General features: G+C 57.4%; 14 protein-coding genes, 1 pseudogene and 1 other annotated feature. Of the genes and pseudogenes, 12 read left to right on the plus strand and 3 right to left on the minus strand.

What is annotated here, in order from left to right:
• The first annotated feature begins 26 nt into the window (after positions 1-26).
• The 4 genes and pseudogenes from U5A67_RS04095 (at position 27) to tnpC (ending at position 3,952) form a co-directional block, all read left to right on the plus strand.
• The gene (locus tag U5A67_RS04095; RefSeq protein WP_321813391.1) at positions 27-1,052 is read left to right on the plus strand and encodes a GlxA family transcriptional regulator; all 1,026 of its coding nucleotides are present in this window, start codon (positions 27-29) and stop codon (positions 1,050-1,052) included.
• 442 nt (positions 1,053-1,494) lie between these two features.
• A complete protein-coding gene (tnpA, locus tag U5A67_RS04100; protein ID WP_321813154.1) occupies positions 1,495-2,010 on the plus strand; it encodes an IS66-like element accessory protein TnpA in 516 nt (171 codons plus the stop codon).
• Complete coding sequence (tnpB, locus tag U5A67_RS04105; RefSeq protein ID WP_321813155.1) at positions 1,986-2,339, plus strand: IS66 family insertion sequence element accessory protein TnpB; 354 nt, start codon at positions 1,986-1,988, stop codon at positions 2,337-2,339. Before tnpA ends, tnpB begins: the two co-directional genes overlap by 25 nt.
• Before the next feature lie 32 nt (positions 2,340-2,371).
• Positions 2,372-3,952, plus strand: a pseudogene (gene tnpC, locus U5A67_RS04110) (IS66 family transposase).
• A 402-nt stretch (positions 3,953-4,354) separates the two neighbouring features.
• On the opposite strand, the gene U5A67_RS04115 reads toward tnpC, so the two are convergent.
• The 3 genes from U5A67_RS04115 to glcC all read right to left on the minus strand — a co-directional run bounded on the left by U5A67_RS04115 (position 4,355) and on the right by glcC (position 7,993).
• Entirely contained in the window at positions 4,355-5,374 is a 1,020-nt protein-coding gene (locus U5A67_RS04115) for an IS110 family transposase (protein ID WP_321813156.1), read from the minus strand.
• Between the two features lie 127 nt (positions 5,375-5,501).
• Positions 5,502-6,697 (minus strand): IS3 family transposase gene (locus U5A67_RS04120; protein WP_321813157.1). Its coding sequence is split into 2 segments (ribosomal slippage): positions 5,502-6,406 and positions 6,406-6,697, totalling 1,197 coding nucleotides; the frame shifts between segments, so codons are not numbered across the junction.
• Positions 6,300-6,416: a sequence feature (AL1L pseudoknot), on the minus strand. (Overlaps the previous gene by 117 nt.)
• A 519-nt stretch (positions 6,698-7,216) precedes the next feature.
• On the minus strand, positions 7,217-7,993 hold the full coding sequence (gene glcC, locus U5A67_RS04125; protein WP_321813158.1) for a transcriptional regulator GlcC: 777 nt from the start codon (positions 7,991-7,993) through the stop codon (positions 7,217-7,219).
• A 240-nt stretch (positions 7,994-8,233) separates the two neighbouring features.
• Here glcC and glcD point away from each other — a divergent pair, with 240 nt between their 5' ends.
• From glcD to U5A67_RS04160, 8 genes are all read left to right on the plus strand, one after another.
• The gene (gene glcD, locus U5A67_RS04130; RefSeq protein ID WP_321813159.1) at positions 8,234-9,730 is read left to right on the plus strand and encodes a glycolate oxidase subunit GlcD; all 1,497 of its coding nucleotides are present in this window, start codon (positions 8,234-8,236) and stop codon (positions 9,728-9,730) included.
• Positions 9,730-10,806: a glycolate oxidase subunit GlcE gene (glcE, locus tag U5A67_RS04135; protein ID WP_321813160.1), complete on the plus strand. Its 1,077-nt coding sequence runs from the start codon at positions 9,730-9,732 to the stop codon at positions 10,804-10,806. Before glcD ends, glcE begins: the two co-directional genes overlap by 1 nt.
• An 11-nt stretch (positions 10,807-10,817) precedes the next feature.
• Positions 10,818-12,035 (plus strand): glycolate oxidase subunit GlcF, encoded by a 1,218-nt coding sequence (gene glcF / locus U5A67_RS04140; RefSeq protein WP_321813161.1) that lies wholly within the window; start codon positions 10,818-10,820, stop codon positions 12,033-12,035.
• Positions 12,036-12,136: 101 nt separating this feature from the next.
• Positions 12,137-12,355, plus strand: a complete 219-nt coding sequence (locus U5A67_RS04145; RefSeq protein ID WP_321813162.1) for a hypothetical protein — start codon at positions 12,137-12,139, stop codon at positions 12,353-12,355.
• A gap of 299 nt (positions 12,356-12,654) precedes the next feature.
• Positions 12,655-13,065, plus strand: a complete 411-nt coding sequence (locus tag U5A67_RS40680; RefSeq protein WP_415767751.1) for a CidA/LrgA family protein — start codon at positions 12,655-12,657, stop codon at positions 13,063-13,065.
• On the plus strand, positions 13,065-13,781 hold the full coding sequence (locus U5A67_RS04150; RefSeq protein ID WP_321813163.1) for an LrgB family protein: 717 nt from the start codon (positions 13,065-13,067) through the stop codon (positions 13,779-13,781). Before U5A67_RS40680 ends, U5A67_RS04150 begins: the two co-directional genes overlap by 1 nt.
• Before the next feature lie 688 nt (positions 13,782-14,469).
• The gene (locus U5A67_RS04155) at positions 14,470-15,006 is read left to right on the plus strand and encodes a cupin domain-containing protein (RefSeq protein WP_321813164.1); all 537 of its coding nucleotides are present in this window, start codon (positions 14,470-14,472) and stop codon (positions 15,004-15,006) included.
• A 178-nt stretch (positions 15,007-15,184) separates the two neighbouring features.
• Positions 15,185-15,811, plus strand: coding sequence for a MarR family winged helix-turn-helix transcriptional regulator (locus tag U5A67_RS04160; RefSeq protein WP_321813165.1), 627 nt, complete (start codon positions 15,185-15,187; stop codon positions 15,809-15,811).
• Positions 15,812-15,833: the final 22 nt, after the last annotated feature.

Below are 15,833 nucleotides of genomic sequence, written 5' to 3' on the forward strand. Positions count from 1 at the left end.
GCGCGGCCAGCGCGATCGTGAACGACATGTCTGACAACAGCGTGACCTCCTCCCGGCCCTTGCGCTTCGGCATCGTGCTTTTGCCGAACTTTACGTTGACCGCGTTTTCGGGCTTCGTCGATCTGCTCAGACTTGCTAGTGACGAAGCCGACATGAGCCGCCCTGTGCGCTGCTCCTGGACAATCGTCGGCGAATCGCTGGTGCCTGTAAGGGCGAGTTGCAGTATCCAGGTTACGCCATGGATGACCTTCGACGAGCTGGGCGAGCTAGACTACGTTGTTGTGGTCGGCGGTTTGTTGCATTCCGGCCCACCGGCGAGCAGAGCCACGCTCCAGTTCATTCGAGACGCGGCGAAGACACCCGCTACCCTAGTCGGGATCTGTACCGGCGCATTCGCATTGATGCGGGCCGACGTGATGGACGGCTATCGCATTTGCGTGAGCTGGTTCCATTACTGGGACTTCGTCGAGCGATACCCTTTTGTTAATGAACGCAATCTTGTTGCTGACCGGCTGTTTGTTATCGACAGGCGCCGCATTACGTGTTCCGGCGGACGTGCTTCGATTGACGTCGCGGCTGCAATTCTCCTTCGCCACGTGGAGGCGACCATCGTGCATAAGGCGTTGCGAATCATGCTCGTCGATGACGTACAAAAGGGCAACGCTCCACAACCCCATCCCCCTGGACTCGAACCGGCGGCGCACCCGAAAGTACGCCGCGCAATATTATTGATGGAGCAGTCTATCGGGAGGCCTCTGAGCCTGGCCGATCTCGCACGCCGACTGGAGATGTCGGTCAGACAGCTGGAACGCCTGTTCGCCTCCGAGACCGGCAAACCGCCGCAAGCTTATGGCAGACAGATACGCATCCGCATGGCGTCCTGGCTATTGAAAAGTTCGGACCGAACAGTTGCTGACATCGCCACGTCTTGCGGGTTTTCCGATGCGTCTCATCTCGGACGAGAATTCAAAAAGGAATTCGGCGAATCTCCCATCGCTTATCGCACAGCCCGTCCGAAAGATGATATCGGCCCGACTCTAGCTACCGACTAGCGCTCAAACGTCTAGGCCCACTTCACCCAGTGGTGAAGCATCTGCAATTGCTATCGCGCGAGCGATGATATGTGAAATTGAAACTGGCAACGTGAAAGACGCCGTGTGCGATCTGTCACCGGATGCAAAGGACCGTTGAGCCGAAGGTTGGCCAGGTAGACGCGCTGCCGTCCACGCACGACTCCATGCGATACTACTGATACCCTCGTCCATCCAGATCGTAGAAGTAGATGTCGGCTCAAAAACGCCCAAAGTCCATATTTAACCAGCAACTTCTAGCCGGTTATCGTGGAGTCGCTGACGGCATCGCGGCCCCGTTTGAACCGCACCGGGAATCGTGGAGGCCGGTTGGTTTAAGTGTAAGCGGTCCATTATCGACGTCTACCCAGCGGTACTCTGAGGGGGGAGCATAGGCGTCCACCTACTGCGAAGGTGGACACCTATGGCTGACAAAGACTCAGAGTTAAAAGTGGTTCGCCAGAGCGCCGACGGCCGTCGGCGCTACGACGAGAAGAGCAAGCGGCTATTGATCGAGGCAGCGTTGCGGCCGGGCGTATCGGTAGCCCGGTTAGCGCAAGAGCACGGGGTCAATGCCAACCTGCTGCGCAAGTGGATCACGAAGTACTTGATGGAGCGTGAGCAAGGCATCTTGCCGGTGCAGCACAACAGTAATGACGACGCCCCCTCGTCGGATGAGGTCGATGGCGTGACCATCGACCTGCCGGATTCGCGCAAGCTCGTCGCTACCGCTGCGCCTCCCGCGTTTGTGCCGGTCGTTTCGATACCGCCTGCGCCGGTGCCAACACCGCCGCCTTTGTCGATGACGCTTGCGCTGCATGTGCGACTGGCCAACGGCGTCGAGCTCGAAATGGGCAAGGCCATCGCGAGCATCGACGAACTGACCACCCTGGTCCAGATTCTGGGGAGGATGCCGTGTTCCGCTTCGACGAAAACCTGAAGGTGTACCTGCACCGCGATCCCGTCGATTTCCGCTACGGCATGAACAGCCTGTCGATTCTCGTCGAGCAGGCCATGCATCTGAACCCGATGGACTCCTCTCTTTTTATCTTCGGAAACCGCCGCCGTGACAGGGTCAAGATCATCGGATGGGATGGTAGCGGTTTCTGGTTGATGACGAAACGCCTTGAAACAAGCCGTTTCATATGGCCAGACAGGAAGACCGAAGTCGTGGCATTAACGCCAGCGTCGCTGCACGCGCTGCTCGATGGCGACGATATCACTGCAATCCACCGACATCCACGGGCGGAATATTTGCGCGTGAGCTGAACATGGGGCGGCCACACATGGTCTAATCCGGCATGCCCGCCCAGATCACGATCTCTGCCGACGAACTCAATGCGTTACTCGCCATGCGCGAGGCGTATGCCACGCTTGAGCGCGAGCACGAGGAAACCCGCAGCATGCTGCGTCTGGTGAGCGCGGAGCGCGACCTGGCCGAGGAACGGCTGCGTGCCTACCGGCGTGAGCTGTTTGGCGCAAAGAGCGAAGCACGGGACTAGGAACAGTTCGGGCTGTTCAACGAAGCTGAGGCGCTTGGCGAGAACGCGGCACCTGCCCAGGAGGATACGCCCGAAACGAAGGTCGGTGAGCATGCACGCAAAAAGCGCGGTCACCGTAAGCCGCTCGATCCAGGTCTGCCCCGCGAGATCCGCCGGCACGAACTTCCGGAGGCCGAGCGTTTCTGTAGCAACGACGGCCATGCCCTGGTCGAGTTCGGCGTGGAAATCAGCGAGCAACTCGACGTGATTCCTGAACAGCTACGCGTAATCCAGCATCAGCGGGTCAAGTATGCATGCCCATGCTGTGATCTGGGCATCAAGGTCACGTCGGCGCCACCGCGCATCATCCCACGAGGACTCCTGACCGAATCTGCACTTGCCTGGATCGCGGCGGGAAAATTCCAGTTTGGCATGCCGCTGTATCGTCAGGCTGGCCTGCTTCGCCGCTTCGGTGGTGATATCTCGTCAAACACGATCGCAGCCAGCATAGTTAAGGTCGGCCTCGCGACGCAGCCGGTGATCAACCTGATGCGCGACGCGCTGCTTGAGGCAACGGTGATCCTCACTGACGAGACGACCTTCCAGGTTCTCAAGGAGAAGGGACGCAAACCGCAGACGAAGAGCTATCTCTGGTGTCAAATGACGGGCACGGGAATCCCGATCTGTTGCTATACCTACACGCCGGGTCGCGGGGCGAAGCTCGCTGACAAGCTGTTCGCAGGCGTGCAGGAAGGCGCTGCGCTGATGAGCGATGGCTACGAGGCCTATAACGGTATCGCCGAGCGGTATAAGCTTGTTCACCTTGGATGTCTTGTGCATGCGCGCCGTTACTTTGTGAAGGCGGAGGAGAACGTCCCCAAGGCCGCACGCACGCCAGATCTGCTTGCGACACGCTTCATCAAACTGTTTGGCAAGTTGTTTGCCGCCGAGGCGCGCAGTAAAACGTGGAGTGCGGGCCGGCGTCAGCGCCTGCGGCAACGCTATAGTGCCCGCGTACTCGAGGTCATTCGGAATCTCATGATCGAGCAATCTCCAGGGGTGCTGCCTCAGAGTTTGCTTGGCCGGGCATTGGGCTATCTACGTGAGCAGTGGCCGAAGCTGGTGCGTTACCTCGAGAACGGTGACTGGCCGCTATCGAACAATCCTTGTGAGAATTCCATTCGACCGTTTGTCGTTGCACGCAAGGGGTTCCTGTTCGCAGATACAGTCGCCGGCGCACATGCCAGCGCAAATCTTTTTAGTCTCGTTCAAACCTGCAAAGCCAATGGTATCGATCCATACCGTTACCTGACTTGGCTGTTCGAGCGTCTGCCCCAGGCAAAGACCGCCGACGACTACGAGGCGCTTGTTCCCTGGCGAATGCCCATCGACCTCCGCTGACCTGCCTCGACCACGCCCCACGCGTTCCGCAACATACTCTGAGGGACGTCGTTCGTGGATCGCTTACGTTTAAGTTAACACGGCCAGCTCAGCGGTATTTTTGAGCTGCCGGTAGTAGTTTGTATATGAACGTCTCCCGTTTGAGCAAGCTCTCTTGTGCGTAGACGGACAGGATGGGTTGCAGCTGTATATCCGGCCTTGTTGCAGCCAGTTTTTGCTGCGGGCCCCGATGAAATCCGCTAACTTGTGCCTAATTGCCTCAACGAGCTTTGAGCTCCGCAAACTACTCAGGTTTAGCAAGTCACGGTCCTACCTGATCTGTCATCACACGCGAAACGCCTGCGCAACCTTCGACGATCTATCCTGTAAAATTTGATCTATTTTTTCTGCACCTGCTTGCGGTCATATTGCCTGGGCGCTGGCGTAGTCTTTTTCGTATCGGCGTTCATGCGCTAGCACTGCCCAAATCATGCGGGCCATCTTGTTGGCGAGCGCAACAGTCACCACGTTTGGTGGCCGGCGTTTCCGAATCTGCTCAACCCACGATCCAGACTCCTTCACGTGCGCAAGCACACTATGTGCGCCATTAATCAGCAGCGTGCGCAAATATGTATCCCCTCGCTTGCTGATGCCTAGCAAGTTCACCTTGCCCCCCGAGCCCGACTGCTTCGGCACCAAGCCGATATACGCGGCAAACTCCCGGCCCGATCGGAGTACCTTGGCGTCTCCCATTGTGGCAACTGCTGTCGTGGCGGTTAGCAGCCCAACACCCGGTATTTCCGCAATGGCCTGGCATGCCTTGTCTTGTCTCATCCACACCTTGAGTCGTTGCTCGATCCTGCCAATCTGCTCATCCAACTTCGTTAGCTCGCTGTACCGTTCGCGCAATGTTTCAATCAGCATGGCGGGCAATCGATCCGCCAGTCTCTCCAGCGCGCCCGGCATCTCTTTGTCCAATGCCGCACGGCTCGCGCCAATGACCTCGCCGTACTCGGTCAGCAAGCCACGTAGCGCGTTGATCTGCATAGTGCGAATCTTGATCAACTGCTGCCGCACTCGGTGCATGGCCAGCACTGCCTGTTGGTCTTCTGTCTTGACCGCGACCGCCTTGCAAGGTTGCTGCACCGCCAACCAGATCGCTTTAGCATCCGCCGCGTCGCTCTTGTTGCCGATGTTAAATGCTTTGACCAGACGCGCGGGCATCAGCTTGACCTCGTGTCCTAGCTTCATCAACTCGCGCGCCCAGTGTTGTGCACCGCCACATGCCTCCATGCCAATCAGACACGGCAAGCAATTGGCGAAGTACTCCAGAAATCCGGCTCGCTTGAGCGCCTTGTTTACGATCTCCCCAGTTTCGAGGTCCACGTGGTGCACCTGAAACACTGACTTTGCTATGTCAACTCCAACTGGCGTAAGCTGCATGGCGGTTACTCCGGTTTGCCCGTGAAGACTTTCATGATCCTCCTTCTTGGACACCCTTTGATGCTATTGGCTCGCGAGCATCTGCCTGAATACAAGATGCTTGAGCGATCGCAGGGGTGGGAGACGTTCATTTCATTGCCTCAGCTTCAGCGGGCAGGATATGGCCCAGCGGCTCCATCAACCGGCGATGGTTGTACCAGGCCACCCATTCCAGCGTTGCCAGTTCTACCGACTCTCGCGTCTTCCACGGCGCGCGCCGATGAATCAGTTCAGTCTTGTATAGACCGTTGATCGTTTCAGCCAGCGCGTTATCGTAGCTATCACCCCGGCTGCCGACAGACGGCTCAATTCCGGCCTCAGCCAAACGTTCGGAGTACAGAATGCTGACGTATTGCGATCCACGGTCTGAATGGTGAATCAGCGTCCCGTCGCCGCCCGCTTGCCGCGCATACAGCGCCTGTTCCAGCGCATCCAGCACGAAGTCCGCGGTCATCGACGAGCTCACGCGCCCGCCAACGATACGGCGGGCGAACACGTCGATTACGAATGCCACATACAGCCAGCCTTGCCACGTCGAAACGTACGTAAAATCCGATTCCCAGAGCTGGTTCGGCCGCTGCGCCTTGAACTGCCGGTTGACCCGGTCCAGCGGACGCGGTGCACTCGCATCGGCAATCGTCGTGCGAAGGCGCTTGCCACGAACCGCGCCGCGAAGACCTTGCCGCTTCATCAGCCGTGCGACCGTACAGCGAGCCACGGAAATCCCTTCCCGGTTCACCTGCCTCCGGACCTTCGGCACGCCATAGACCTGCATGTTGGCCTGCCAGACACGCTGGATCTCGGGTTGCAGAAGCGCATCGCGTTTGGCGCGGGTGCTGCGTCTGGACGGATCGCGAAGCTGTGCCGCATGGCGTCGGTAGCCCGACGGGGCAATCTGCAAGACCTTCCAGATCGGCTCGACCCCGAAGGTGTCGCGATGCTGATCGACGAAGGCCTTCAGGACTTGAAACGGCGGTCGAGCTCCGCCTGGGCGAAAAACGCGCTCGCCACCTTGAGAATCTCGTTGGCTCGACGTAGCTCCTTGACTTCGCGCTCCAGCGCCTTCAGGCGTTCGCGCTCATCTGTGGTCACGCCATCACGCTCGCCTTGTTCGATCTGTTCGCGTTTGACCCATTCGTGCAGCGTCTGCGGTGTGCAGCCGATCATCGGTGCAATGGACTCGATTGCCGCCCACATCGACGGATGTTCACTACGCTGCTGGCGCACCAGGCGCACTGCGCGCTCGCGCACTTCTGGCGAAAACTTGGTTGCCTTCTTGTTCATAGCTCGATTCTCTCAAGAATCCGAGCCTCCACAAAATCCGGGGCGGTTCACGGAAAACAATTTTGTCACTGAGTCGTACCGACTCATCCAACCCGAGCTTGCGCTCAAATGTTTGTGACATCTTCTGCGTCTCGTACGGAAAATCATGGCCGTTCCTTAATGCCAAATATTTTTGGCTCTTCGACTGTACACGCCGCATCGATGGAGGATCGTACCTGGCTGCGAAATTCGCTCAAAACGCGTCGGTGGAGCATCTTGCCACTTACATCGCGGATGGCAGGCTGATTCCCGTTCTACAGCAATTCACTCCGGAGCCTTCGGAAATCTTGTACCGCACAACGCTGCCCTGTTCCTGCCGGGCTTCGGCTTGTGTTCGACTCGCTAGCGGCAGCAATCATGCCTTAAATTTATATTATTTAATTAATCTTCAATGGATTAATCCAGCTTTATACGAGTTTCATCTCGGGTTCATACTCGCCAAGCCGAGACATCAACTAGTTTGGACAATCTTGTGGTACGTCATTGCCAACCTTCAAGCCGAAGCGTTGCACGCACAAGCCGTTGTTCTTCCTGCTCGATTTCTCGCAACGCTGCACATATGCTGTTTATATGGTCCGCGGCGGCCTTCCGCGCTTGCTCAGGTAGTTTGCCAACAACGGCGTTGTATAAGCGCGCATGTTGACGGTCAATGACTCGCTTATGCGGCTCACGGTGGTACAGGTTATTCACGGACGCGAATACCGAACTCAAAAGTGGTTCTGTTAACACGCTGAGCGTGTGGACAAGCACTGCATTGTGTGAAGCCTCGCAAATAGCGCGGTGAAACGCGTGGTCGAGCCTGGCATGCGTCGACGGGCTAATATCGGGCCCACCGGCAGCGACCATTTCCTCATACCGGCGCGTAATCAGAACATAGTCGGCTTGCGTGCCGCGAAGCGCTGCAAGTCGGGCAGACTCCGCTTCCAGTAAGCCCCGCACCTCGTACAGCTCGTACAGCGTACGAGGTTGAGAGCCCAGCAGGTACATAAGCGGCGAAGTCTCCACTTTTCCTGTGAGACTCGCTACTGTCGAACCACGTCCGTGCGAGGTTTCGATAATCCCCCTTGCCCTCAACAGCTTCAACCCTTCTCTCAGCGCCGTTCTCGATACACCCAGCTTCTCGACTAGGCGACGCTCCGAGGGTAAAGCTTGGCCTTCCTTGAGGACCCCGTCAATAACAAGGCGCTCAATCTGCTCTGCTACGACGTCTGCAACCAGTCGCGTGGGAGTCTGGTTGACACTATCACGAGTTTCCATCGGCTATTCGCTGAAAAGTGGTATGACCAGCTAGGCGACCCAAACATTAGGTCGATTACCAGTTCCGCAATCATCCGCAGCAAGCGGGCTTGGTGGCAACTGGGGAAATCCTCCATCAGAGAAACTGGTATGACCACTACTTTATGCCATCGACAAGCGCTGGGGAGACAGTGAGAATCAGCTCCAAGACACCTGCCGACCGGTCGCTTTGACTCGTCGGACAAGGCGAGGAGACACCCCATGAGTTATCGCTACGACGAAGCGGTTGATGGGCCGCTCGTCGACCACGACAGAGCAGCAGTTGTTGCCGAATTGCGCGTGCGCATCCCGAGCCTCACCGTGCTTCATGAAGTCGAAGATTTGCGTCCATTCGAGTGTGACGGACTTTCGGCGTACCGCACCACACCGCTACTTGTCGCACTTCCAGAGACTATCGAACAAGTCGCAACGCTTCTGCGCTACGCGAATGAGGCCAGCATCCCTGTGGTTGCGCGTGGCGCAGGTACGGGACTGTCGGGCGGCGCGTTGCCGCTCGAAAAAGGCATATTGCTTGTGATGGCTCGCTTCAATCGCATCCTCGAGATTGACCCGGAAGCGAGCGTTGCGCGCGTTCAACCGGGCGTCCGGAATTTGGCCATCTCGCAAGCGGCAGCAAAATATGGTCTCTATTATGCTCCGGACCCATCATCCCAAATTGCATGTTCAATCGGTGGCAACGTCGCTGAAAATGCCGGCGGCGTCCATTGTCTGAAATACGGCCTGACGGTTCACAACATCCTCAAGCTAGAAATTCTGACGATTGAAGGCGAGCGAGTTACGCTTGGCTCCGAAGCACTTGACTCCCCGGGATTCGATTTGCTCGCTCTTTTCACGGGCTCCGAGGGGATGCTCGGCATCGTCGTCGAGGTAACCGTCAAGCTACTGACCAAACCCGAAAGTGCCCGGGTGCTGCTGGCAAGCTTCGACGACGTTGAGCGCGCCGGCATAGCAGTCGCAGACATCATCGCTGCTGGCGTGATTCCCGGCGGCCTCGAGATGATGGACAACCTTGCAATCCGCGCTGCAGAAGACTTCATACATGCCGGCTACCCTGTCGATGCGGCGGCAATTCTCTTGTGCGAAGTAGACGGTGGCGAAAGCGATGTCTTCGAGGACTGCGAAAAGGTGGGAGCTATCTTGCTCGCAGCGGGAGCGAACGAAGTTAGGCTCGCCAGAGATGAGGCTGAGCGGCAGAAGTTCTGGGCCGGGCGCAAGAACGCCTTCCCTGCTGTCGGCCGTATTTCTCCAGACTATTACTGCATGGACGGGACGATTCCGCGGCGAGAGCTACCTGGCGTGCTTGCGGGCATTGAGCGTCTCGCGGCAGAACATCAGCTCCAAGTGGCAAATGTGTTCCACGCAGGGGACGGCAATCTCCATCCTTTGATTCTCTTCGACGCAAACGCTGGGGAGACGGACCGAGCAGAGGCACTCGGAGCCGCTATTTTAGAGCTGTGCGTGAAAGTCGGCGGGAGCATCACCGGTGAGCACGGAGTTGGGCGCGAAAAAATAAATCAGATGTGCGCACAGTTCAACGCTGATGAATTGAACCTGTTTCACGCACTCAAGGCCGCGTTTGACCCCAAAGGACTTCTGAATCCCGGTAAGAACATCCCAACCTTGCACCGATGCGCTGAATTCGGCTCGATGCACGTCCACCACGGCGTGCTGCCGTTTCCTGAACTGGAGCGTTTCTGATGCAGACTTCTCTGCCGTCAACGGACGATAGTGACCGCCTTGTCGACGAAGTTGCGCGAGCCGCATTAATGCGTACCCCGCTCACCATTCGAGGCGGAAACAGCAAGACATGCCTTGGCCGCGCTGCTGCCGCAGGGGCCATCGAGCTTGACACACGCAGTCATAGCGGAATCGTCAATTATGAGCCGACAGAACTGGTTATCACGGCGCGCTGCGGCACGCCATTGGTGGAACTATCCGCCGCGCTCGATAGGGCCGACCAAATGCTCCCATGCGAGCCGCCAGAGTACAACGGAATAGCAACTGTCGGTGGTGCGGTCGCGAGTGGCCTCTCCGGGCCGCGCCGCCCTTGGGCGGGCTCCATGCGAGACTTCGTCCTGGGTTGCCGCCTAATTACCGGTACTGCGAAACACCTACGCTTTGGCGGCCAGGTAATGAAGAACGTTGCCGGCTACGACATGGCCCGACTCTCTGCTGGCAGTTTTGGATGCCTCGGTGTTATGACCGAGGTTTCGCTCAAGGTTCTCCCAAAACCACGCGCAGCGCGAAGCATCGTGCTTGAACTGAGTCCGTCCGATGCAATGAAGGAATTGTTGAACTGGCGCCGTAGAGCGCTCCCGGTCACTGGAGCATGCTACCTCGATGGCCGTCTGCATGTGCGACTGGAAGGGGGCATTGGTTCTGTGACTTCGGCTCTCGACTGGATGGGTGGCGAGGAACTCGATACGGAATTCTGGACAAAGCTTCGTGAGCGCAAGCTTCCCTTCTTCCAACGTGTCGAGCCACTCTGGCGCCTCTCGTTCCCCTCTGCCACACGCCTAATGGCACTACCGGGTGAAGTTCTACTCGATTGGGGTGGTGCACAACGCTGGTTAAAGAGCAACGAGTCGCCGACGACGATTCGCGAACTTGCACGTGCCTCTGGCGGACACGCTGTCTGCTATTCGCCTAACGCTGAGTTGGATAGCCCGTTCATGCCACTTCCTGCTCCTTTGCTGCGCCTCCACCGCGGCCTGAAAAATCAGCTGGACCCGCGGGGCATCTTCAACCCCGGACGGATGTACGCCGATTTCTAATTCGAGTCACCATGCAAACCAAACTCAGCGAGCAAGCGAAAGGACTCCCACGTGCAGACGAGGCCGAGTCCATTCTCCGGAGTTGCGTCCACTGCGGCTTTTGCAACGCGACATGCCCCACGTATCAGATTTTAGGCAATGAACTGGATGGGCCTCGGGGGCGCATTTATCTCATCAAGCAATTGCTTGAAGGGGAAGATGTAACAGAAAAAACACAGCTCCACCTTGACAGATGCCTGACCTGCCGTAACTGTGAAACAACCTGCCCGTCGGGCGTTACGTATCACACCTTGCTGGACGTCGGACGTGCCGAGCTTAAGCGCCGAGTCAGTCGTCCGTCCGGCTCTCGCCTTCTCCGCCAAGGGCTTCGGCAGGTCATTCCGCGCCCAGCAGTGTTCAATACATTGCTGAAAGCCGGCCAGCTCGCGCGCCCGTTGTTACCACGCTCGATTCAACAAAAAATCCCGCGCGCCGCGGTTGCTCCAAAGGTGCGACCGGTTGCAAGACACGCACGACGAATGCTCATCCTCGAAGGCTGCGTACAACCGGCCCTCTCACCAAACACGAATGCCGCGACGGCACGCGTACTCGACCGACTGGGTATTAGCATCGTCGCCGCGCAGCAAAGCGGCTGCTGCGGAGCTACCGACTACCATCTGGACGCGCAACAAGCTGGACTTGAGCGCGCGCGCCGAAACATTGACGCTTGGTGGCCGGAGATTGAGGCAGGCGCGGAAGCAATCATTCAAACGGCGAGTGGCTGCGGAGCATTTGTGAAAGAGTACGGCCATCTGCTGCGCGACGACCCGCGCTACGCGACGAAGGCTGCTCGTGTCAGCAAGCTGGCGCGCGACCTTTCCGAAGTATTGAGGGAGGAGCCCATCGAAGCTCTGCGCGCGGGGAAACGCGAACGGATAGCTTTCCATTGCCCATGTACACTGCAGCACGCTCAAAAGCTTGGAGGGGCCGTCGAAGGGGTGCTTACGAGACTCGGATACGAACTGACAAACGTCCCCGATGGCCATCTTTGCTGCGGCTCCGCCGGCACGTACTCGATTACACAAGCCGAACTCTCGACTGCATTACGAGACCGGAAACTCGATGCGCTCGAGAGCGGCAACCCTGAGCTCATCGTAACCGCTAACATTGGCTGCCAGGCTCATCTTGATGGAGCCGGACGTACTCGCGTTCGACATTGGATTGAACTCATCGAAGACGCACTTTCGTAACCCCAGCTCTTTCCAACGGCCGCGTCTCTTGCGCCGGGATGCGCTGCTGACATCGCATAGAATGGTTGACTTATAGAGCACGAGCGAGCGATGGAAGCGCCATGGAACAAGAAAGCTACAAGGCATTCATCCTATGGGGATACGCGATAGCGCAGCAGGACGTACTGCTGGCTCCAGAGAGGTTCGCAGCAAGCGGCACCATCACCCAAGCCAACAAGCTCGTTGAAGCGTCTGGTGTACTTGGCTTGTTCGACACGGAACAAGAAGCACAAGAAGCAGGACTGGCGTGGGCTCGCGCATGGGTTGACGCACATATCTAGCTGCGACGCGCTTCGCGTCCCGAGGTCTTGGTCTTACCCTGAGACCCTGTCGAATAGCAACATTACGGGTTTGGCTATCCCTTTTCTGCAAAGCTGATTTCCCGCAAAGAGCATTCTTCGCCGCAGAATACTAGCCTACCCTTCCCACAGCCATATCCCGGCAACTCGCCGCTCGGACAGGATATTGGTCGTCACTGTCCATTAGTGCAACAAGCCTTATCTTCCGGTCCATAAGTACCTCAATCGAAGCTGTACGCTTCGTGAGCCTGGCTCTCCGGAGGAGCATTCTCAGAATAGCCATGCCGTTCACAATTTTCATCCTCATCGGTGCACAACTGATTGGAGAAGTCCTCCGTCGCCTTCTCCACCTTCCCCTCCCGGGCCCTGTCGTTGGAATGTTTGTCCTTGCCCTTGGACTTATTGGGCCTGCGAAGCATTGGCTCGCGAAAACGCCAACTGGACCTTCTCCTCTCGAGAAGAGCGCGTCAACGCTGATTTCAAATATGGGGCTACTCTTCGTACCGGCAGGGGTGGGAATCATCGCTGAACTCAGCGTGCTCCGACGCGCATGGCTACCAATCGTCGTCGGCGTCGTTGTCTCGACGATTCTAGGACTCATCGTGACAGCAATGGTGATGCATCGAGTCATGCGGAGAACCGAGCGTACCTCGAACGAACATCCCGCTCGTGGACATCAGGAGACACGATAATGTTCACAACAATTTGGACACCTCTTGCCCCAACGCCGCTGCTTTGGCTCACGCTTACTGTTGCCGCGTTCGCCATTGGACAACTCGCGCAGCGGTTGTGCCGTAAGTCGCCATTGGCCAATCCAGTGCTCGTAGCAATAGTGCTAATGGTCGCCGTTTTACAGGCAACAGGTACTCCGTATCAAGAATATTTCGCGGGCGCACAGTTCATCAACTTCCTCTTGGGACCAGCAACGGTAGCGCTCGCTATCCCCTTGGCACTAAATATCGAGCACATTCGTCGCAGTCTGCACGGGCTCGGGCTCGCGCTTTTTGCAGGGTCGGTCACGTCAACGATTAGCGGTGTGGTCATTGTCTGGCTGCTCGATGGTGGCAGGGACGTCGCCTTGTCCATGGCCCCGAAAGCAGTAACGACGCCAATTGCGATGGCAGTCTCCCAAGAGGTCGGTGGTGTTCCAGCGCTAACTGCTGCGCTCGCGATTGGTGGTGGCATCGTCGCAGCAGTCATTGGACAGACAGTCCTTCGTTGGCTCCGCATTGATGACTGGCGCTCACATGGCCTTGCCGCTGGCGTCGCCGGTAGTGGCATCGCCGCAGCTCAGGTAGCGCCACTGAATGGCCTGGCTGCTGCGTTCGCTGCAATTGGCATTGGTCTTAACGGTCTGATAACTGCGCTTGTCGTTCCCCTCATCGCCATGCTCTGGCCAACGCTATGACGCTTGGCAGCGCACTTGGTTGACCTTTCGAAACTTCGGCTCTGCGCCACGACCGGACTAAACATGGCCGCCAATGTCCGCATCTGCGTGCATCGGTGCGTCTAGCGTGGCGAGCACTCCATGTCGCAGCCAACGTCAAATCGGCAATATAGTCTCCCGTAGCCAAGCTATATTTGAAGTGCGTAGCCTAAATAGCGTCCGTCTCTGATGCACGTGTTTGCAAGGAGGCTCACATGGTCCAATCATGGCTGGTCCTGACTATCGGCACGATAGTTTTAATCGTCGCCTTCCGCGGTGTGCTAGTCCATTACCGCCGGGAGCGACGACGTGCGGACCTGCTGCGAAACCTCGACCATCATGGATGGTGGCAGCCCACGCGCTCACGACGCTAATACCTCTGGATGCCCCTAAATTCCCCGTTGTTCGGGAGCGCTGCCTTTCGGTGAGCAGTCCTTCCGGCAATTGCTTCGCCGCGAATTTGGTCAGTGTCAACTCCGCGACTAATGACCCACCTCGACTCTCCTTACCTTCTATTGCTACCCACCTCCACTCTCTGACGCTCCGTTGACCGAAATCAAATCGAAGCACTTGCGGCGCGGAAGCAGTCGACCTATTATATAAGTAAATTACATAATTTAGTTACACATAGTCTCCAGCCCAACCTAACCTCATACCAGGAGGTCGTAGCATGTCGCAATCAGCCATCCCGATGCCATTGAATCACCATGCCGTTCACGCGGAAGCTCGCGAAAGTGGCAAATACCTGGTCGTCAGCCCTGATGGCGAGGAAAGCTACTGGCAGCCACAACCGGCGAACGGATACGCATCCGTCCACGTCGCTCCGCATCTCGTCCCAATGTCGATTCCATTCTCGTTCGGTACGCAAACACTCCCGCCGGGCGGCGTCGTCCGCCAACACTCGCACGACGAAAACGAGGAGGTATTGCACTTCATTTCCGGCTCGGGAAAAGCCGTTCTCGATGGAGTCGAGTACCGTCTCGCTGCTGGTTCAACATTGTTCCTCGGCAAATTGCGCTCCCATATGTTCATCAACGACGGAGATGTCGACATGCATTGGACATGGCTCTACATTCCCTCCGGCCTTGAGGCCTTTTTCCGCAACGTCGGCCAAAACCGGACACCGGGTGAAGCCGCACCCGAGCCGTTCGACCGCCCAACTAACGTTGCTGCTATCGAAGTCAGTACGGGTTTTGCAAGGCGCTGACAGCACGCGCTGGCTACTTATTTCGGAATCGGATGCGAATCAAGAAGACGCCAAAATTGTCTCGATTCGCCATGTTACTGACTCGATGGAGGGACGTTGCTTTGGTCGAGCGGCTACCCATTCTCGGCGCCGCTCGAGAGGGTAAAATTGCCGTAGCTCTTCTTCAGCACGACCTCAAATGCCTAAAGAACCGAACCAAAAACGCGGAAACGCCAATAACCACGAGAACGACGAGGTCAAGCACCGCGAAGGCTCAAACCGTACTGCGAGGGGAGATTTCCCCCCTCTGAGTACGTCGCTGAAGTCGATGCTTGTTAGGGGAGCAGACGGACATTTCCGTCAAGCCATGTACGACTTCACGTCTGCGTCGGCGGCGATGCTCGAAGTCCGCGCCAAGTACGCGACTTATCTCGGCATCACGCCTCCTCAGTTCAGCATCCTGAGCCTGGTCGGTGAGCAAGGCTCTTCGAGCGTCGGCCAAATTGCCACCCACCTCGGAGTATCAAGCCCCTTCGTCACGTCAGAATCCAACAAGCTGGTCAAGGGGGGATACCTCTGTAAAGTCACAAGTGACTACGACCGGCGTAGCATGCTACTCAGCCTCACCGAAAATGGGATGGACCTAATCCTCAAAGTCGCACCAATGCGACGCTTTGCAAACGACACAGTATTTGGCGTTCTGAGCGACGAAGAAGCGCATCAATTCATCGCAATCGTGAAAAAACTCAGGATTTCGTTTGACGACTGCATCCGAATGCTCGACACGCACCGCTGGCGCGGCGAAGATAACAGCGAGTCCGATTAGCCGAGTATGACCGGCGCCTACC

The organism is Paraburkholderia sp. J69-1 (assembly GCF_905220255.1).
Taxonomy (GTDB): domain Bacteria; phylum Pseudomonadota; class Gammaproteobacteria; order Burkholderiales; family Burkholderiaceae; genus Paraburkholderia.